General features: G+C 40.3%; 17 protein-coding genes and 2 pseudogenes. 11 read left to right on the plus strand and 8 right to left on the minus strand.

The window, feature by feature from the left end; all coding sequences use genetic code 11:
- Positions 1-606: 606 nt before the first annotated feature.
- From ACIFQN_RS27610 to ACIFQN_RS27620, 3 genes are all read right to left on the minus strand, one after another.
- Positions 607-981, minus strand: coding sequence for a hypothetical protein (locus ACIFQN_RS27610; RefSeq protein WP_429836254.1), 375 nt, complete (start codon positions 979-981; stop codon positions 607-609).
- 430 nt (positions 982-1,411) lie between these two features.
- Positions 1,412-1,855 (minus strand): ribonuclease H family protein, encoded by a 444-nt coding sequence (locus tag ACIFQN_RS27615; protein ID WP_429836255.1) that lies wholly within the window; start codon positions 1,853-1,855, stop codon positions 1,412-1,414.
- A 1,504-nt stretch (positions 1,856-3,359) separates the two neighbouring features.
- Complete coding sequence (locus ACIFQN_RS27620) at positions 3,360-3,566, minus strand: hypothetical protein (RefSeq protein WP_429836362.1); 207 nt, start codon at positions 3,564-3,566, stop codon at positions 3,360-3,362.
- A 156-nt stretch (positions 3,567-3,722) separates the two neighbouring features.
- On the opposite strand from ACIFQN_RS27620, the gene ACIFQN_RS27625 reads away from it, so the two are divergent.
- The 5 genes and pseudogenes from ACIFQN_RS27625 to ACIFQN_RS27645 all read left to right on the plus strand — a co-directional run bounded on the left by ACIFQN_RS27625 (position 3,723) and on the right by ACIFQN_RS27645 (position 7,393).
- A complete protein-coding gene (locus tag ACIFQN_RS27625) occupies positions 3,723-3,914 on the plus strand; it encodes a helix-turn-helix domain-containing protein (RefSeq protein ID WP_429836256.1) in 192 nt (63 codons plus the stop codon).
- Positions 3,915-4,326: 412 nt separating this feature from the next.
- Positions 4,327-4,716, plus strand: coding sequence for a hypothetical protein (locus ACIFQN_RS27630; protein ID WP_429836257.1), 390 nt, complete (start codon positions 4,327-4,329; stop codon positions 4,714-4,716).
- Positions 4,717-4,778: 62 nt separating this feature from the next.
- Positions 4,779-5,371: pseudogene (locus ACIFQN_RS27635) on the plus strand (tyrosine-type recombinase/integrase).
- A gap of 629 nt (positions 5,372-6,000) precedes the next feature.
- Positions 6,001-6,528 (plus strand): hypothetical protein, encoded by a 528-nt coding sequence (locus ACIFQN_RS27640; RefSeq protein WP_429836258.1) that lies wholly within the window; start codon positions 6,001-6,003, stop codon positions 6,526-6,528.
- Entirely contained in the window at positions 6,518-7,393 is an 876-nt protein-coding gene (locus tag ACIFQN_RS27645; RefSeq protein ID WP_429836259.1) for a hypothetical protein, read from the plus strand. Before ACIFQN_RS27640 ends, ACIFQN_RS27645 begins: the two co-directional genes overlap by 11 nt.
- Positions 7,394-7,518: 125 nt before the next feature.
- Here ACIFQN_RS27645 and ACIFQN_RS27650 read toward each other — a convergent pair whose 3' ends face one another.
- Positions 7,519-8,376 carry an alpha/beta fold hydrolase gene (locus ACIFQN_RS27650; RefSeq protein ID WP_429836260.1) on the minus strand — a complete coding sequence of 286 codons (858 nt, stop codon included), beginning with the start codon at positions 8,374-8,376 and terminating at the stop codon, positions 7,519-7,521.
- 807 nt (positions 8,377-9,183) lie between these two features.
- Between ACIFQN_RS27650 and ACIFQN_RS27655 the strand changes: the two are divergent.
- The 3 genes and pseudogenes from ACIFQN_RS27655 (at position 9,184) to ACIFQN_RS27665 (ending at position 11,367) form a co-directional block, all read left to right on the plus strand.
- Positions 9,184-9,666 (plus strand): annotated as a pseudogene (locus ACIFQN_RS27655) (S8 family serine peptidase).
- 352 nt (positions 9,667-10,018) lie between these two features.
- On the plus strand, positions 10,019-10,375 hold the full coding sequence (locus ACIFQN_RS27660; RefSeq protein WP_429836261.1) for a DUF2294 domain-containing protein: 357 nt from the start codon (positions 10,019-10,021) through the stop codon (positions 10,373-10,375).
- Between the two features lie 203 nt (positions 10,376-10,578).
- Positions 10,579-11,367 (plus strand): GNAT family N-acetyltransferase, encoded by a 789-nt coding sequence (locus ACIFQN_RS27665; protein WP_429836262.1) that lies wholly within the window; start codon positions 10,579-10,581, stop codon positions 11,365-11,367.
- A 113-nt stretch (positions 11,368-11,480) separates the two neighbouring features.
- On the opposite strand, the gene ACIFQN_RS27670 is transcribed toward ACIFQN_RS27665, so the two are convergent.
- The gene (locus ACIFQN_RS27670; RefSeq protein WP_429836263.1) at positions 11,481-11,744 is read right to left on the minus strand and encodes an AbrB family transcriptional regulator; all 264 of its coding nucleotides are present in this window, start codon (positions 11,742-11,744) and stop codon (positions 11,481-11,483) included.
- Positions 11,745-12,755: 1,011 nt separating this feature from the next.
- Here ACIFQN_RS27670 and ACIFQN_RS27675 point away from each other — a divergent pair.
- Entirely contained in the window at positions 12,756-13,340 is a 585-nt protein-coding gene (locus ACIFQN_RS27675) for a hypothetical protein (protein WP_429836264.1), read from the plus strand.
- Between the two features lie 17 nt (positions 13,341-13,357).
- Positions 13,358-13,777, plus strand: coding sequence for a DUF4288 domain-containing protein (locus ACIFQN_RS27680; RefSeq protein ID WP_429836265.1), 420 nt, complete (start codon positions 13,358-13,360; stop codon positions 13,775-13,777).
- Positions 13,778-13,867: 90 nt separating this feature from the next.
- Here the strand turns inward: ACIFQN_RS27680 and ACIFQN_RS27685 are convergent, their stop codons facing one another.
- A complete protein-coding gene (locus ACIFQN_RS27685; protein ID WP_429836266.1) occupies positions 13,868-14,059 on the minus strand; it encodes a hypothetical protein in 192 nt (63 codons plus the stop codon).
- A 1,095-nt stretch (positions 14,060-15,154) separates the two neighbouring features.
- Here ACIFQN_RS27685 and ACIFQN_RS27690 point away from each other — a divergent pair.
- The gene (locus ACIFQN_RS27690) at positions 15,155-15,382 is read left to right on the plus strand and encodes a hypothetical protein (RefSeq protein WP_429836267.1); all 228 of its coding nucleotides are present in this window, start codon (positions 15,155-15,157) and stop codon (positions 15,380-15,382) included.
- A gap of 322 nt (positions 15,383-15,704) precedes the next feature.
- Here the strand turns inward: ACIFQN_RS27690 and ACIFQN_RS27695 are convergent, their stop codons facing one another.
- Positions 15,705-16,109: a DUF6173 family protein gene (locus tag ACIFQN_RS27695; RefSeq protein WP_429836268.1), complete on the minus strand. Its 405-nt coding sequence runs from the start codon at positions 16,107-16,109 to the stop codon at positions 15,705-15,707.
- Positions 16,110-17,256: 1,147 nt separating this feature from the next.
- On the minus strand, positions 17,257-18,048 hold the full coding sequence (locus ACIFQN_RS27700; protein WP_429836269.1) for a DUF2935 domain-containing protein: 792 nt from the start codon (positions 18,046-18,048) through the stop codon (positions 17,257-17,259).
- Between the last annotated feature and the right edge of the window lie 203 nt (positions 18,049-18,251).

Raw genomic sequence — 18,251 nt, forward strand, 5'->3', positions numbered from 1 at the left:
GAAGAGTAGAGGGTTGTTTAGCTAGCTGGCAAGGCTTTTTTCATTTTCGGAAATGATCTGCACTTTTCGGTTGCCAAAGTGTGTACTTCTATTTTGCCAAACACAGAAGGTAACATTGACGAATAATGGTCAACCTGTTGGTACTTCTTTTTGTGAGTGGTCAGTTACTGACGCGGACGGTAATTCTTCAAGTATAGTCACGATAACTAGTCAAACTAATGACAGTGTGACATTAAAAGCAGGAAACCAATTAGGTTATGTAGTGTTGAAATGTAAAACGGGAATCTACACTGCTGATAAAAAGATAAGGGTGAGAAGCTTGATATAGAAAGCTTGCTAAGGAAAGATAAATCAAATGTATTACTTGGAAGGGCAGAGTTAGTAGATAGTATTGCATTCTTGTGTAATGTGAAATTTATGGTTGTATTATACTTTGGTAAAATGAAGCCTATGTTACAAAATACGATGTCAACTTTATTTGTCATTGAATCAGATTTCTTGAAAAGAATGTTTGTTCTCGTGTCATGGAACTTACACTCAATTTATGCAAGCAAAAAGACTTCGCAGCTTGCAAAGTCTTTAGATTCAATGCGTATTTTATTTAAATTAATCTAAAACATGATCAATAGGTTTATCATTTACTATATAATCGAACATCGACAACTGAAACCTGTATCGTCCTAAATGCCTTTGTCCATCAAATCTCATATCCTCAGAAATCATGATGTTCTTAATTAATGAGAAGAATGCTTTCATAGGTGGCTTAAAATCACCAAAGTTGTTTCTCCTTAAAGTTGTAGAGGCAATTGAAATTTCTAAAATTCCTTTGTAGATTTCTTCTATGAGGGATTGAACGTTAAAGTCCTTGCTAATACATAATTGGTCATTTATCTTTTTTATTAGGTCAAGATTTTCTTTTCCAGCATGTTCACAAAAATATTTCAAGTCTTCAAATAACTCTTTGTTCGTAGGAGTCCACATTCTAATTTGGTTGTCCTCGCTATATATTAAAGAAACCCTAGTATGAGACATATACTTTTTTTCTTTGGATGATGGATTATCTGACCCGATTTGCCTAGTAACTAAAAAACTCTGTAATGGTTCTCCCGTATCATATCTTTTCTAGTTATTACCTCTTCGACAATCTCTTTTAATCCATTTAGTTTATACTTAGTATTTTTGTTGACTTCCTTAATGTACTCACCTTCATAAATAAGGCAAGGAACCGTCCTTCCGTTATAAAATCCAGCTTGAATATTTTTTGTAATGATTTCATCCAGTTGTATTGAGGCATCTATCAATAACAATGAAAATCCCTCACTTCTTACTTATTTTCTTATGATGATATCATAATGAATGTGACAGAAATTGAACTCCTGTAAATATTGAGGTTGATTAAATGTATCTTTTTTTATTCAAAGTCTATGATGGGTATTAATGACAACTTATATTTTTTAACTGCTTGTCTGCAAACACTATGAGCTAGTGAATTACTTTTACTAGGTAGCGTTTTAATATAGTAAGATTTTAAATTCATCAAATGATTCATAACTTCAGTAAATAACATACTGTATTCTGGGTCTACTTCCTTCCTTACTAGCCCATTTATAACGTCTTTACAGTCCCCGCGGATTACAAACACACTATAATTCTTATTTAAAACAGGATCAGTTAGTTTTTTAACTAGGTGGTTGATAGCTTTCCATTCTGCCTCAATATTATCTTTCGCCTCCGTAATTTCGGAGTATTCATAAATTGTCTTATTAGTAACGTTATCCCTTAGACATACACCAATAGCACCTATATTATGGTCATGAAGATAAGAGCCATCAAAATCAGCAAACAGTTTTCGCATTAAATGACATCCTTAGTTTTTTCTGTAATTATACATTTTTAACAGTACAGAATAAATCAAATAACGATTATATTAGTAACTAATTAATCTCATTGACCTAGAGTCTCTTCTTTCCTTTTTTGAATGCATGAATAAGTATAGACATAAGATCGTTTCCCCATTTAGAATGTTGTTCACATTAGACAGTATGCGAATTTTAAATCAATACGAAACTACTTATAAATGACTCTACCCAAAAATTCTTATTTATTTTATTTATATCCCGAGACTGGAGACGTTTTTCATTCACCAGTTCGAAATGATTATAATATTACCGCTCACCTATTGAAGTTACTGTTTCTTAAATTATCCTGATAGTCATTCATTAATGTGTCCATTGATTTCTGTTGAGCTGGTGTTAACGCTTGATAAACTTGATGCCCTCGGTAAGTACCATATTTCAAAAAATACGTCTGGAGGGTTTGCAGATCTTTGAAGCTAACCTGATAAGAAATATTTTCTTGAGGCTCTGCTTTTGGTTTGGTAGGTTGAATCTTAGATTTTTTCGCTTCTTTTGAATCAGATATTTTAACGATAATGAGGGGAGATTAACCAAATGGCTCCGATTACCCCTATAATGTACGGAACTGCTTTTAGCAGAAATAACAACAGACCACCAGCCGCTACGATAGCTACACTAGCAAAATTTAGCAAAGGTACGAAAAAAACGATAACTAATATGATGATAATGATGGGCATCAGGAGAACACCTTTCTCTTTTGACTGAATTTATGTACTGGATTTATTCGACAAGATTTGGCAGAAGCCTCCTTTTGAAATTAAGATTCCGTCAGCCTAAGCCATCATTTTAGGTATGTAATCTCATTATCAAAGCAAAGCAGTGTTTTAAAAAACTTCTGCTACGTCCTCTGTCAAAAATCACTCGGGGGTAAAATTTCTAAATGGTCAACTACATCTTTGAAGATAAAGAGGGATACTAATCTAATGAATCAACAGAATAAGGAAGAAGCATTGAGGAAGGTAATTGAAGCAATGAAGTGCTTATGAGTGGCAACGAAGGAGAATGCACCAAGACTGCATTTGATGACCTGGCTAGAAAGGGATTCCTGAACAATCCTGATGATTGGAAAAAGTCAGTAGATGAAGGCCCTGTTTATGAGCGATTACCTATGTTTATCACTTTTGTATTGGATCGGGTATCAGACACTCCTGCATATTGAAGGAGAGGCTCAGGCTTTTTATAATCAAAGAAAAACTCACTAACGAATCGCTATTGAGTTAATTTTAGCATAGGGATAATGTGTCCTTATCTATAGAGTGACAATGTGTCACTCTATTTTTTAGAACAACAGGCTGCAACTCTATAAAAGAATGCATCTTGTACTCTAATGAAAACGTGGTTTGATAGAAATTTATTTGGATTGTGTACTTTGAATACACACTTAAAACTTGGTCGAATTCATCGACTCACTTTACAATTTTGAAAGTTGGGGACACTCTGTCCCTATTTAAACAACTTCTTCAACAATGAAAATACATCAACTGTAGTTTTTCGATACATTTTGTTATAGACATACTTCTTCGGATTACGCAGCCATCCCCATCCACGAGGCATTTTTAATCCTGCTCGGTGAACAATCTGTCTCTTCAGGCTAGTCCTTGCGGAGATACGTTTCTTTAAACTTGGCCTCCTTTCTAAATTTCGTAATATTCAACCCGTTCTAAATATTTCCGCAGGTCAATGAAGTCACGGAATTTATACATATATCATACATATCCAGCCTGTCGATTCGGTCGATGGGTTTTTTAATTTGATCAAGTTGGACAAACGAGTCGATATACACATACAAATGGGAGAGATAAAGATATGAATAGTGGTATTAACATTTTGGAATCATTTCCTGATGTCCTAGACGTAAAGGACATCAAACAAATCATGAACATTGGACAACGCCAAGCATATGAACTTTGTAACTCTGGTCAATTCCATGTAGCAAGGGCAGGGACAAGAATTAAGGTAGCCAAAAGTGTGTTTCTAAATTGGTTAGAAGGGAATTAGGGGAGATTTATGACTCCCCTTAGTTTATATCAAAAGTGGGTGGCAAAATGGGTGGCAGAATATCGGTAAGAGTAGTATTTATAAGGTAAATAGAGGTTAATTGATCACCTTGAAAACGTTGATATAGTACGGCTTAGGGCGTGAAGGGATAACATGGGATAAGGTGAAGTTGTAATTGACAGGGTGGGGGTCGCTGGTTCGAACCCAGTCCGGATCACCATACGCTAGAAACCGCGCTATATCAAACGTTTTGACCCGATCGACTGACCGATGGACGTCTCGGACACTGTAACGCAAGGTGTCGCTCCAAGTTACCGCAAGGTGGTGCTGGTTACGAATGGTCACACGGGGACTGGCCGTGAACCCATACGCTCCTATTCCGTAATAAACGGAAAGGGGCGTTTTTTGATTTATGGGCGCAATTGACAAGCGTAAAGGCAGACGTACAAAGGTCGAAAGATTCTCGGTCGCGTCCGATCATTCGTTAGATGCGTTATTCGAGCGATTTTATCACGCCAAGGTAGCGGAGGGACGGAAGGATCGTACTCTCGAAAGTTACCGGGAAAATTACGGATTTTTCGTAACGTACATGGATTTACGCGGATACGGGCATGACGTGCGGTTGGTAACGCCTGACTTTATTCGCGAGTATATCGTATGGAATCTTAACGAAAAGGTGCGGTTTGATGGACACAAGTTCAAGTCGGAGGCGGAACAGACCGTGGGGCTTTCGGCATCCTCCGTAAACACGCGGTTGAAAAGATGCGGACGATGTTCCGGTATCTTGCGGAAGAGGAGTTAATCGACGTGAATCCGTTCGATAGCGTTAAGAAAGTAGAAGAAGACGACAACGAGATTCATATAATGTCGGTTGATCAACTGAGGAAGCTCCTGGCCGCGCCCAATCAACGAAGGTATAGTGGGTTCCGCGATTATGTAGTCATGAACGTGCTTCTTGACGGGTTCCTTCGTATTAACGAGGCGCTGTCATTGCGGTTGTCAGATATCGACTTTGATCTCGGCATGATTACGATTCGTGCAGAACAATCGAAGAACCGAAATCTCGTGCGGTACCGTTGAAGAAGCAAACGTTAAAATTGATACAAGACCTATTATGCGAAAATGACGATTTCGATAGTGATTACGTTTTTCTCGCGAATCATGGTGAGCCGTTGCGCGACGGGCAATCCCGTCATCGCCTGAAAGAGTACGCTGAACTAGCGGAGATTCCAATACGAGTACATCCGCACTTATTCCGCCATACTGCGGCAACGATGTTCTTGGAAGCAGACGGAGATTTACGTCACCTACAGCTAATCCTAGGGCATTCGGATTTGCGGATGGTCATGCGGTACACGCATCTATCAAAGGCTTCTATTAAAAATCAACACGAACAGTATTCACCACTAAATGAGGTTATGGGCAAATTGAATAAAGAACGTAAAATACTGCGCTAGTCCTTCGGGGCTGGCGTTATTTATTTTCTCCGAAAGCGTGTGAAATCGACGGGTCTCCAGTGACAAAAAATTATTATCAGAGAAAGTGTGTCAGGGTACTGCCGAGCGTCGTTAATTCTAATTAGAAACACAAAAACCCCTCAGAAAAATCTGAGGAGCTCTGCGAGGAATATGAGCCACCATACGTCCTCTGAGTTTAGGTTAATCGTAATATTCGTTGTGTTGTTACTGCGATAGTTCATACCGCAGGCCCCCTTTTCTACCGATTTTAGCGCCATTGCGCTAGGCGTCCGCTATGGCTCGGCAGTACACGTAAAGGGTTGCCTAAATTTTACCATGCGGAGGTGATCACGTAAATGTCCGCTAAACAAAACCTCGTATCAGTCGAAACCCAATCGGAATATTCCGTCACTACTGGACGTCGCGAAACGCGCATCTTCGTAAAAATGTACGTAGACGCAGTACACTCCGGACTCCTAGCGGACATTGGCGACGAGAATTGGCGCACTCTATGCGTTATCGCCGCGTTCTCAAGGGAAACGGACAGATGTAACTTCCCTGCAAAATTGCAGAGAAGTTACATCTAAAGAAGTTGCCGTAGTCCTGGCAAAGAAGGTGGGAATTAGCCCATGAAGTATGTACTCCTTGATTTCCGTGAAGCAAAATCGTCCCGATCTTTTCAATCTCGTTTTTTCCGGCGAATACACGCCCATTCCGAAATGAAACACGCCGAGGCCGAGGCAAACGGTACTCCAGTGGAACAATCACGCGGAGACATTCGGGTGAAAGCGGAGGAGGCCGTAGAGGCAGCAAAACGAAGGGCGGACGAATCTCCTCCCGTAGATGTCTCCGAGAGTAACCTAACATCTGCGAATATCATCCGGTACAAAGTTAAGAACGAAATGCCTGCCTTCGTACGTCACCTTGCGTTTGATTACGAATTGCTTGACCAATCTGATGGCGATTCCATCAATGCGTACGTAGGTCAGGTGAAACTCCTGGTCGAGTGCGGCCTTCGTTTGCTAGAGCGCTACGAACTACGAGAAGGGGAAAGGGCGATTTACGCGGCATCGCTTCAAATGTTCGAGCATTCAAAATTGGATAGCAGCATCAAAAAAATTGAAACGATAGAGGAGGAATATCAAGATGAGAAATAAACTGAATGTTGGAAAAAAGATTTACAACCGTTACAAGGGCCGCATAGAAAGTAACAAACGTAATTCCCACGCTCTGATAGCCGAGGAGCGCGCAGCGGACTTGGTTCTTCATTCTTCATACGTGACTACGCCGATTTATGAGAGTGGCGTAATTGGCAAAGGGGAACACGCCCGGCTTATCAAGTTGTTCACGACAAATCTTGCAACTCAAGAATATGCCCTTGGACTTGGGCGACTCTACGAGTTTGATTTACGTAACGCTCACAACCGCGCAGCCGCTGTTGTAGAGTACGGATTACGAAACTTCCCGAAGGTGCGTGAACTTCTACAGCAAAAAGGAAAGAAGGACGTCGACCTCTACTACGCGTTTAAAGACTCCTCTCTGACCGAAAGCGCACTCTGTGCCTTTATTGCAGGAATTGATATGAGCGATGACACTCGTATTGCGTCGGAAGTAGCGTTAGTTCAACGATTCAGTCTCGAAAATAAACGATTCTCTGCAACAATGAAAACGCTGGGTGTTGAAGTTCGTGATCCCCTAGCGATCAAGCAGGCAGGCGAGCTCATTAATTTTCGTGAGTACATCGTAGATGCCTGGCGAGACGTGCCGTATTTTCAACGTAGGGAACCGTTTATTACCGAATTGACTGAGCAAGCGGAGCGTGTCATTTATGACCCCAGTAGTGGTATGATTCTTCCGTCCCTTCGAGGTAAGCATGCAGATGACAACGCAATTGAATTGAAACGTGCAACGACGCGTGAGTTCTCCGAGGGTTTTATTGCTCACGTAATCAATAGCATTTCCTATATAAGCAAGGCTGTTGCCAGAGTGAAATTAGTTTTAGACTATTTGATCCTTCCATAGAAAAAATAATCAAAATACGAAAATAAAGTGTTTTCAGTATCCCTTCACATTAGCCCCCCGTTCGTACAACAACGATCCTTCAAACAAACGGTCCGGTCTCGTGGTAATCGACTGAAAGCCGCCGTTCAGTCCGTAGTTAAAAAGTCGTAGAGCTCAGGTTGCGCAGCTAAAACCGATCCTGTGTGATCATAGTTTTGTATTCGATGCAGCTCTGCGTGCGGGATGAGAGACGCTAGGTATTCTGCGTGGCTAATCGGTACACTGTGATCAGCTTCGCTATGCCAGAAAGCAACAGGAACGCGAATTTTTTGCAGTGGGATGTTCCATGGCTGCCCAAAAATAATAAAATCATGAACCATCCCTTCCTCTTGCCGAACCGCTTCGATGACGTATGGTTTGAAAACGGGAATCAGGTCATCCGAAATTAGTTCTCGATCCAATTCTGGAAGGTTAGAGAGATAATACGACGTGAACCAATCTGGGTCAGCATTGAGCTTGTTTGCTAACTGAGTTATGTACATACGGGTGAATTCAGGGCCTTGAAAAAAAGTCCTTTCTTCATTCGAGAGACCTTCTTGTCCAAGGACATCGATGGGACCCAACCCACAAATAACGGCAATTTTTCGAACACGAGTTGGCATCCTAGACGCGCACGCCAGTGCAAAAGGTCCACCCCCTGAAATACCTACAATGGAAAAACGCTCTACAGCAAGTTCGTTACTCAAGGCTTCTATATCCTGGCACCAGTCTGCAAGTGTTCTTCCTGCTTTTGGATCTGATAATCCGTACCCAGGTCGCTCCGGTACGATGATTCGCAGAGGAACCGGACCTTCCTTTGCAATGGACTCCAGTCGGGTGGCGTCGACTTGATAGCGAGATCCAGGCGTTCCATGGAATTCGAAGACTACTTCACCATCCCTTTGACCGTACTCTGCATAGCTAAGTTTTCTTCCGTCAGACAACGTTATGATATTTTCCCTCAAATTCTCAACCCTCCATTTCAATTCAATATTATATATTCTGCAAAAGTAATTACAGAACCTTTATGCTTCTTTAGCAAAACTGCCCGTTCGTATAGTTGAAGAATTTGGAAGCTAGTCTAACACTTTATTTCACAGTCTACAACTTTATTTTCACGGAACAGTAAGGACCCTAAGTAGGGGAAAGAAAGGTGCTTGGACATTGAAAGGTTGACATATCTGACACATCTGACGTTTTGGACACTTTTTGCAGATTCAAACATTACTCATTTATAATCAAGTTAACGCACGATGAGACAAGCCGCTCGGGGATAACCCGGGCGGCTGATTTTTGTCGCTCAGAAGGTTGCTCATCTTTCGAACTTCTTTTCTTATCGCCTGGGCAACTGGGCGAATTTTTCTTCTTTACACAGGGTACCGAACCCGTAGGAGTGCACTCGTGTGCACACCAATTTTCGAAAAAGAGAAAGTGATCAACGAGCCAAATCAGAATACACGGTTAGGTCACTGATAAGACCTCGATGCTGTGTGTAAGGAAATCAAGATAGAAAAATTGAGAGGGAGGGTGCTTCAATGCTTTTGGAATCTTTAAAGAAAACGTTAAAATGGTGGGCTGATAGGTTGCGGAATGTAAATCCTCGGGCAGATACTCTATCGTTGGCTCATAACCCTGCACCAAGGGTTGTCACATTGCAGTCTAAAAAATGCGTAATGTCCAAATCTAAAGAACGTGTGATGGCTCTAAGCTGCCGCAAGAAAAAGAGTCAGCAGCAGAACTGGCGGAAGTGGAAGGATAAGGGGTGATTGTCCTTGCCCAGAGTTCAACCGAATGATGGAAGACCTTCTTCCTGGTCGGCAGCTATTGACGAGCTTACTTCTGGTTATATCGATGAAATTTATAAACTATTCATTGTTTCAGCGGGTAACAATGAAATTAATAATCGGGATGAGTACCCTGACAGCAATTATACAAGTGTAGTAGAAAATCCAGGTCAATCATGGAATGCTTTAACAATTGGAGCATATACAGAGCTTCATGAACCCTATAAAGCATATACCCCACTTGCGCCAAAGGGCGGATTATCGCCATACAGTACTACATCATATACATGGGATAAAAATAAATGACCGATTAAACTTGAAATAGTGCTTGAAGGAGGTAATAAGGTAGTAGACAACTTTGGAGCATGGTCGGATGTGAAGCATAGTGTCCTAACTACATCCCATGAGCCACTTCGCGAACAATTTACAACGTTTAATGCTTCGAGTGCTGCAACTGCAAAAATATTCTAGCGGTGTTTTAGCAATATCAGCTGATGATAATTTTTTTTATTAGATTTTCAATTTTAGAAACCATGCTCTTTCACCGTTCTCACTAACATGATTATCCCATTTGAAAATGTATTCATTTCTATAACTGACTCCGCTAATTGGCAGGACAGTTCCCTAAATCTAAATAAAAGACGAAACAGAATGAAACGCTTTTTTGTTGGTGCAAGAACTCTAGTTTGGTCTAGCCATTAGGAAAAGACGAGAAGGTGATATAAGTGAAACTTAAAGGGATTAGAATTACCTTTGAACAAAAATAAGGGTCTCTACCAGGAACCGTAAAATCCTGATTACAATAAAATGTACGAGATAAGCCATGTCAAAACAGTTGGAGCATCAATTCAGCATGCTCGTTCGCGAGATTCGCAAAGAATATGTGGGAAATGGACCCAAAGAAATATTTACCCGTTTCAGTGATACCTGGGCAATTAGTGAGATGAAAGGGAACCTGACGAACGTGGGAAAATTTATGATTACCTCGAATGACGGCCGAAGAATGGTTCATGACGCTCGTACAAAATTGGTGAAAAAGATTTATACGAATCCAGAGGTCGTGACAAAGCTCGAAGATTTGACGAAGGCCAAAATCGTTCGTATTTTTTCCGATATCAATATCGAAGAAGATATCGCCATGACTGTATTTGTATTCGATAGACCACTTGATTCCAAATAGAATCGATATACCATAAATGAGAAATGGAGCCAGTCTGACACTTGCGCTTGAGTGTTGGGCTGGTTTTTTTGCAGAGATGAGGTTAAAAGTCAGAATATTATGGGAGGATTGAGAATCGGTGAACTGGATATGAATATTGGAAATCTGTAGGTATAATACATTTTAAGAGCGCTCTTTCATTCAATGGGAAAATGGTGATCAATATGTTCTCAAATCAAGATTTGGTTTTAGATAATTTTGTAAAGAAAACATCCGCTCTTCCATCATGGATTTCAGGCGCGCATGTCAATGAAAATCAGTATGTAATCGCCGTTGACTCTGGCTTGCCATCCGATACATTTAATGTACTTATTCTGTTGTCAGTATTGCCCAAAGATGCGCTAACGAATGTAGAGGAAGCCATTTGTTCCTTTTCAGACAAGGGGTTTCCTGTAAGTGTTTGGACAGATCAGCGCTTTTTGACAGACGAGCTTGTAGCGCTGTTGACTGATCTCGGGCTTGCGGAAGCTGAGCGAAACGCTACCATGAAATTAGAAAGTGACGCGATCAAGACAGTTTCACCCATGCACTCTGACCTTTTTGAAATCAAGAAGGTACTAAATGCAGACGATGTTCGTAGCTATGCTGCCATTTTTCAATCTTTGTTTGAGGGCAGTCCTGAGAAAGAGGTCCTCATACGGTTATTTGATCAAGCAGCGGCGAGCTTTTCTGCTCATCCACACCAACAGTGGTTTATTGGCCTTTTGGACGGTAAAGCCGTTTCTACGGGCTGCTTGATTGAAACAGATAGCAGTTATGGAATTTATGATGTAATGACAAGACAAGAATATAGAGGAAGAGGACTCGGCAGCACAATGTTTGGCTATCTGCTCCAGCGGATTAAAGAGGAGGGTAAAGGGAAACCTTGCGTCTTACAAGCTTCTTCAGATGGAATCAACATTTATCGGAAAGCAGGATTTCATGAAGTAGGAGAAATGGTTGTTTTTGAGTAAGGCTTGGTAGTCCATGGAAAACAGTCGAGCATGCTTTGATCGGAGTTTCAAAGCATGCTCGTTTTATTTCTTAGCTGGGAATCTCGTGCACAAAGCTTGGAGTGATATAGCTGCTAGCTTATAGCCGCTTTCGCTTTGCTATATTTTTTAAACACGACCTTTAAAATGGGGGGCACGACCAAGGAAATAAACAACGCTCGGAATAGCTGGTAGCAGATCAAGATGGAAAGATCCGCATGTACTTCTTTTGCGATGATCGCCATCTGGTCCATGCCGCCAGAGGAAAGGCTTAAAAAGGCAGTAACAAAATGTAACGGGATGTAGGTCAAAAGCAAGCTCAGAGCGAGAGCAGCCACAATCAATACTAGAGGGAGCATAGTTCATTGCGCTAACGAGGAACGTTAGCGTAATAAAACAGCAGCGAGTCTAAGACTTTATTTTCAGGTCTTAGGTCGCTGCTGTTTCAATTGTTAGGTTCAGTCTAAAACTAATTTTTCTGAGTATGGAGATTTACTTATCCAAGAGATAGGACAGTAGTTGGATCCATTAGTTAAATCCCACACAGTCGCTTTCGCATTTATACGTGTACTAGTTTGATGGGGGATATGATGTCTATATTTCCTGATAGATCTTTTTAAGATGTGTATTAAGGTGATTCTTTAGCTCTGTATTTTCCTTTGTGAACGACCACAACAGCATAGATGAATTGGCTAATTTAATTGATGTAAAAACTCAATCGTCCAGACCGACCCACTTTTATTTTTAATACACTATCATGCATGTTTTTGCATTATCATACAGAATCATATAAATACACTTAACACGAACAAACTCCCTCGTTTTGAGTAGGTGTTCTCAACGGGGGAGCGTAGCAAGAAAGGGTTTCTTTCACTTTAAAATGTATTCAATGTGTATTAGTAAGTCAATGTATAGAAGAAAAACTTAATGAAGACTTAAAACGAACACTAAAAAAGAGATAAGAAACCCCTATGAGGTCACCTTAATCAATTCCTCATTGGGGGGTTCGAACAAGAAAAGAGGTTGAATTCCTCTGAACCAAATTTATAAAAAATAGAATGCATTGTCAATATAACTTACAACATATAAAGGTTAGTACAAGACAAAAGGAGCCTGATTAATCAGTGCTCCTTTTGTGAATTATCTACCTTTGATACTACGATGTCATTTGCTGGATTTATCAAAAATATAAAAATTACTACAAGCAGTTTATCTATTAATAAAAAAATGTAAAATCTTTACATTTTTTAACAGAATATTACCAATTTATAGTATGAACTACTTTTATTAGCCAGAACTTGCTTCAAAATATAACAATTCTGGCTAAAATACAACTACAAAATACGCGTTAATAGGGAGGATTTTTTGTAATGAAAAAGCTTTTATCGACTGTACTTGCTACAACGATGCTAGTTGCTTATGCTGGAGGTGCATATGCAGCAACTCCTAATGGCAACTCATCAGCTAGTATCGGAATCAGCCAAAACAAGATTCCAAAAGAATTTTTCAATCCGAATCATCCTGAAGCGATCAAAGACCCAGCAACGATAGAAAAGTATGAAAAAATCCTACAAGAGATTGAAAAAAGCGAAGTTAAATATAGCGTTTCAACTACTGCTAAAGCACCACAGGCAGCAGCAGCGGGGGCTGTAGTAGCAGTTTATTTCATTCCGGGCATTGGGGAGGTTGCTCTATTAGCAACAGGAGCTATACTAATAGGTACAGCAGTTTGGTATGCAGGTGAATGGCTCTATGATGTGGTATCTTCATGGTTGAAATCAGAAACTGCTTCGGACTATATTGCGAAGAATAGAAAAGGTTCTATTTTGAGAGAATTTCCTAGTGAGTACTTAGATAAAACTTTAGATGAAATTGAAGCAGATGCTAAAAAAGGTAATGCAACGGCAAGAAAAGCGAAGAAGTTACTAAATGATAGGAGATTCAGTAAAAATTAAAGGTAAAGGAGTAATTTATGGAAGCTAGTTCTAAACCAACCCAAACAAAGTGGTATGCAGTTAAAGTTTTATTTGAATCAATCCACACAGCGGGTAACTCATATCATCTTAACGTTGATGATAGTATTCATGGTAACAATATGAAGCTCTTTGAAGAAAGTATTATTCTTGTAAAAGAGATGAATATGGAACTAGCTATTGAGTCGGCGGAAAAGGTTGCGAAAATAGCTGAGCATGAGTCCACGAATACCTATGGTGAAATAGTTAAGCATCAGTTTGTAAGATCGTTACATGTTTTTGAGTTAAATGATGACGACGTAACAAATGGAACAGAAATCTATTCAAGATTTATTCATGTAAGTAAAGAGAACACATCTGTAGATGTTATTAAACGGTATTACCCAGAAGTGTTAGGTGACGATGGGGCTACTGAATAGTAATGATTGTGGCAAATGGATGCTAGCACTGACAGTAAAAAATAAAGCCTACTTTTCCTTAATGGTTGAGTAGGCTTTATTATATTTTCCCTAATCAGCATACATGGAGTGGAAATATAGTGCTGTTCCATCTTTCATGACCACTTTAAAAAGAAAGTAATCTGAATCGTCTTCTTCATCCTCAGATTTTAAATCGTCCTCATATTCAATGACTTCCAATTCACTAATGGTTATACTGAACTCACTCGCATAACCGTCTTCTTTTTCACCATAAATATTCAACTCAATATTTCCGTCTTCGTCTGTTTCATCTTCAATCTCGTTTGTTTCTCTATTTTCTAAACACACGATTTGTTAAATGGGGGGAAAACCAGTGCCTATAAGATGCATAAACTGCGGATGGGAGTGCGGATGCGGGCGAAAAGGCGAAGCGACAAAACTTCCGATCGGGATTATGCCTCGAAAGTTTTGGGACGAACAGAGATTCCACCACCTCTCATCTGCTATTCGGACTATGTGTTTGCGGATTCTCCGGTCCCACCAGAATGGGTAGAGGAGTATAACGAACTAGTCACACGCTTAGCATAACAAAACAATCGAAAAGTTAAAGGCAAATTGGAATATTGTTTTAAAATGCAGGACAACTAAATAACATTTTTGTTTCCTAAAATCAGTATTTAAAGGTTTCCAAGTCAAAGCGTGGTAGGTGATGCAACAAGAAAGAAGCATTTTTTTATAGGTCATCGTCCTATAACTTAAGAAAACATCTTGGAAGGATCATAGATTTTGATCGAAACTATTCCCGAATATTAATGAAAAGATATGTAAAAAGATTTCCCCTTACAAAGACATATAAGAAAAAACTTCACAAAGTGATAGCTAAGTTTAGAAGACATGGGAGTATACCAGATGATGTAATAACTAGACAGGGTAAATCAATAGTCAAAAATTTACGGTTAAAGAGTAACAGATCATGATGGTGACATATTTTGTATGAGCACCTTTCCAGCTCTTAGAAACATCAAAGGTAACATAGACGGGATCAGCTGATGAGATAATTCCTAGCGCACTTGGTCTGGGTTCGACAATCTTAGTAACTTTCCCTGCGAATACGGCTTCTGCCTGAGCCAGTGCTTCCTTAACTGGGCCAGGTGATATGCAGGAACAAGCATATATAATGAATCTCCACTCGATGGTGAGACAGTCCATCTCCTTCAAATAAAATGGATAGACTTTCCTTGTGCCTCGAGGAGGCGAGGAGGAAGATGTCCACATGAAATTTTTCAAAGCATAGATAACGTTGCTACGCCAGCAAATGGATGGGCAGGAGTACTGTAGCACGATCGTATTCCCTAAGAAAAAGAGATACCGTCCAAAATGATAAATCGAACGGTATCAGGTTACCTCTACCTAGAAGAAGCGACGGCGACGGCGGCGGCGAAAGAAAAATCGACGGCGCCGACGGAAGAAGAAACCAGACATTCCTTCACCTCCTACTCGTTCCATATTTTATATGTAATCAAAAAGAGCAGAAATGGTTTGGACGAACCTTCATGGACATACGTCTATTTTCACGATTATGTGCTATTCCCTAAATCGACTTGAATGAATTGAATAGTATGAATGAAAGGAAATCTGTATTTTCTGGGAGTAAAATGGAGAGGCAAAAATGGGATTTGTCGGCATTGACCGGTCTCCCTAAGCAGGATATGTAGCATTAGACAAGCAGGGCAGCATCCTCTGCAAAAAAGTTGGCTTGGTATCGGAAGTCAAGAACCAGGCGAAGGAAAGTAGTGGGGGTTATTTTGACAGGGGCTCTAGCGCTAGATCAGCAACGCCATCCATGACCGAACTCGAATTGAACCGGATCGTCTTCTAAAAGATCCAACTGGGGTCTTTATATCTTGCAAAAAAAAAGAAGACGCTGTTACACGTCTTCCTCTTGTTCCTCTTCCGTTTTAAACCCAATTCGCTTGGGGGGATTGGCTGGATCAGCTTTTTTGACGGCCATCAAGAGAAAGCTGATTTGGGTTACGTGTTGGATTAACTCCATTGACGCCCCTCCTTCAGCCGTTCCAAAAAATCGAATGAGGCTTGGGTTGCAATAACCAATCCCCTCGACACGCAAAGTAACGTTTTGTCCGAACGAGACGAGGCGCATCCCGACTTCGTGGTGTTCATCCAAACCAATCTCGAATTCAGCAATCATTTCTATCAATCGCTTGTGAAACTCGCTTGCGAGGTTTTGGTCTGCCTGCACTTCGAACACCGGTAGTTCTTTTGTTTTAAGAGTATTCGGGGATGTAGGTAAGTTGACTTCATGAACTGCCATAGCAATACCCCCTTTTCAGATAATTATAAACGATTAAAAGCCTTTGAAAAAGGTAATTAATAGGGAGGTGTAAACGCCGCACGGTGACGCAGTTTTGCCAAAGTAAGCCAAAGATTTGGATGCTGGCATTGACCTGTAAGCCATCGAGGATACCAACATCGTCCGGGTCAATTAGCAAAGAAACGTAAAGGTATTGCAGTTGAACTACCACGCGGGAATGAGAAAAGGCGACGGGATTGTCCGGGGAGTTCTAGCCAGCGTACTACAAGCTGCTTTTGAAGAAGTAGACGAACTGGATCAAAAGGAACGAGAACCAGCTTTAACGCCTCCCGTTCACGTTAATCACTCTATACACTTCTAACCCTGTAATGACGAATTACACGGCGACCAATATCAATAGTTTGAATAGTTCTTGGGGTAAACACATGTCAATTCATACTGAAATAGCATTCAGCTCGTACAAACGGAAGGAAGGAAATTTTACTCATAGGTAATTATGTACATGTAGCGATTCTTAAAATATCACACAGAAAAGTAATAGGAGGCAAGGCCATAGCTGAGATTAGAGAATTTCTGTTAGTCAGTGGATATCAAACGAAAGAAGTAGAGTCGATGATCGACGAGGAATATGAAAAACGAGGCTGTTTCCTATGAAGGAAACAACCTGTATCGTGCTGCTTAGCGGAAAAAGCGGCGTCTCGAGAAGGGGGATTCAAAGAAGAAAAAAGGTGATTCACCAAAGAAGAAAGGCGACTCCCTGAAGAAAAAGGGTGATTCTCGAAACCTTCTAAATCCAGGTGACTCAAAGGTTCTGAATCTACGGCCAAATCCTCCTCGACCACGAAACGGCGGTGGATCATCATACCTCATAGAACATGACGACTCGCATTTACGTCTACAGCGTCTACGTGACAATGACTTTGCCTCCTTTCTGATCTCTTCATTGTTATGTATCACTCTGTCTGATGGCTTGGGCATTTAACTAATCATTCTAGCCTAAATTGAACCCAATTTAGGGAGTGCCTAGAAAAACAATTTTACAAAAGAGAAATTATCTTAAGGCGGGGGAAAGCAATTGTGTTTACACGAGAAAAACCTGGCCGAATAGAGACCAGGTTATATTAAATTATGTTTCATGAATCGATAGCTACTTTGAGGAGGTTAGGGCTAACTCAAAAGAATCTAAGATTTCGAGAAAATGCGAGGCTTCTCTAAAGACATGATCAGCTAGTAGTGGAGGGATAATACTTTTAATTCTGCATGCTTCAATCAGATCACGTGCAGTTTTCTTGAAGTCTCTCAATTGACGAACTGAAACACGATTTTGATCTACAAACTGATCGAGGAGCGGCTGGGTTTGGGATTGTGGTCGCATGGAGTCAAGGTCCTGTGCTTGAAATAATAATTGATCAAAGTCATGACTAAAATCTCTTGCCTGTTCTACTAGTTTTCTTTCTGATGGGTCGAGCAAATGGTTAATAAATTTTGCATGATCGGCCATGATTCGTAGGAAGAAGACGTTCTCATTAATAACGGCATCTGGTAATGGATCAAGTGTTCCGGTATTAAGTTGTTCGAGACGATTCCTGAAGTATGCAGCTTCCCTACTAATGTGATCAACCAACAACGGAAAGTTGTTACCACCAATTTTGCAGCGAATAATTAATCCGAGTACTTTGCGTTTAAATGCCCAAATGTGAGAAACAGCATTATGAACGATTCTATTAAAGTCATAGATTTGTTGCGGATCTACATCTGGAGAAAAGGCTAGCGCATGGTTTTCAATATCTTCAAAAATGCTGTAAAAACGATCCGCTTCATTAATTAAATGGGTGTCATCACAATTGAAACCTAATTTTAAAAATAGGGAGTGTTCCTTCATAATGCGAGACCAAAAACGTATCTCTTCTAAGGATCTATCAACAAATATATCTGCCATGCAGGACCTCCAAAAAATTGATGGGTGTAAAGTGCAGAGCGAGAGACAATTCTACACCTGAAAAGTTGAGACGTTCCCTCTGCGATTTGAACATGATGTATTTCTATGTGTTTACCCATGTTCGTGAATGGGCATTAGCCCAAAAACTACAAATAAAATAAGCCCAATTCTTAAAAGTAAATACTTACGCTGAGGTCAGATGG

The organism is Brevibacillus sp. NRS-1366 (assembly GCF_050467985.1).

What these genes read in the sequence shown, in the direction of transcription:
- ACIFQN_RS27610 (WP_429836254.1), bottom strand. Translation starts at nt 981, where the DNA reads ATGTGGACTCCTACGAACAAAGAGTTATTTGAAGACTTGAAATATTTT.
- ACIFQN_RS27615 (WP_429836255.1), bottom strand. Translation starts at nt 1,855, where the DNA reads ATGCGAAAACTGTTTGCTGATTTTGATGGCTCTTATCTTCATGACCAT.
- ACIFQN_RS27625 (WP_429836256.1), top strand. Translation starts at nt 3,723, where the DNA reads ATGAATAGTGGTATTAACATTTTGGAATCATTTCCTGATGTCCTAGAC.
- ACIFQN_RS27630 (WP_429836257.1), top strand. Translation starts at nt 4,327, where the DNA reads ATGGGCGCAATTGACAAGCGTAAAGGCAGACGTACAAAGGTCGAAAGA.
- ACIFQN_RS27640 (WP_429836258.1), top strand. Translation starts at nt 6,001, where the DNA reads ATGAAGTATGTACTCCTTGATTTCCGTGAAGCAAAATCGTCCCGATCT.
- ACIFQN_RS27645 (WP_429836259.1), top strand. Translation starts at nt 6,518, where the DNA reads ATGAGAAATAAACTGAATGTTGGAAAAAAGATTTACAACCGTTACAAG.
- ACIFQN_RS27660 (WP_429836261.1), top strand. Translation starts at nt 10,019, where the DNA reads ATGTCAAAACAGTTGGAGCATCAATTCAGCATGCTCGTTCGCGAGATT.
- ACIFQN_RS27665 (WP_429836262.1), top strand. Translation starts at nt 10,579, where the DNA reads ATGTTCTCAAATCAAGATTTGGTTTTAGATAATTTTGTAAAGAAAACA.
- ACIFQN_RS27670 (WP_429836263.1), bottom strand. Translation starts at nt 11,744, where the DNA reads ATGCTCCCTCTAGTATTGATTGTGGCTGCTCTCGCTCTGAGCTTGCTT.
- ACIFQN_RS27675 (WP_429836264.1), top strand. Translation starts at nt 12,756, where the DNA reads ATGAAAAAGCTTTTATCGACTGTACTTGCTACAACGATGCTAGTTGCT.
- ACIFQN_RS27680 (WP_429836265.1), top strand. Translation starts at nt 13,358, where the DNA reads ATGGAAGCTAGTTCTAAACCAACCCAAACAAAGTGGTATGCAGTTAAA.
- ACIFQN_RS27690 (WP_429836267.1), top strand. Translation starts at nt 15,155, where the DNA reads ATGATAAATCGAACGGTATCAGGTTACCTCTACCTAGAAGAAGCGACG.
- ACIFQN_RS27695 (WP_429836268.1), bottom strand. Translation starts at nt 16,109, where the DNA reads ATGGCAGTTCATGAAGTCAACTTACCTACATCCCCGAATACTCTTAAA.
- ACIFQN_RS27700 (WP_429836269.1), bottom strand. Translation starts at nt 18,048, where the DNA reads ATGGCAGATATATTTGTTGATAGATCCTTAGAAGAGATACGTTTTTGG.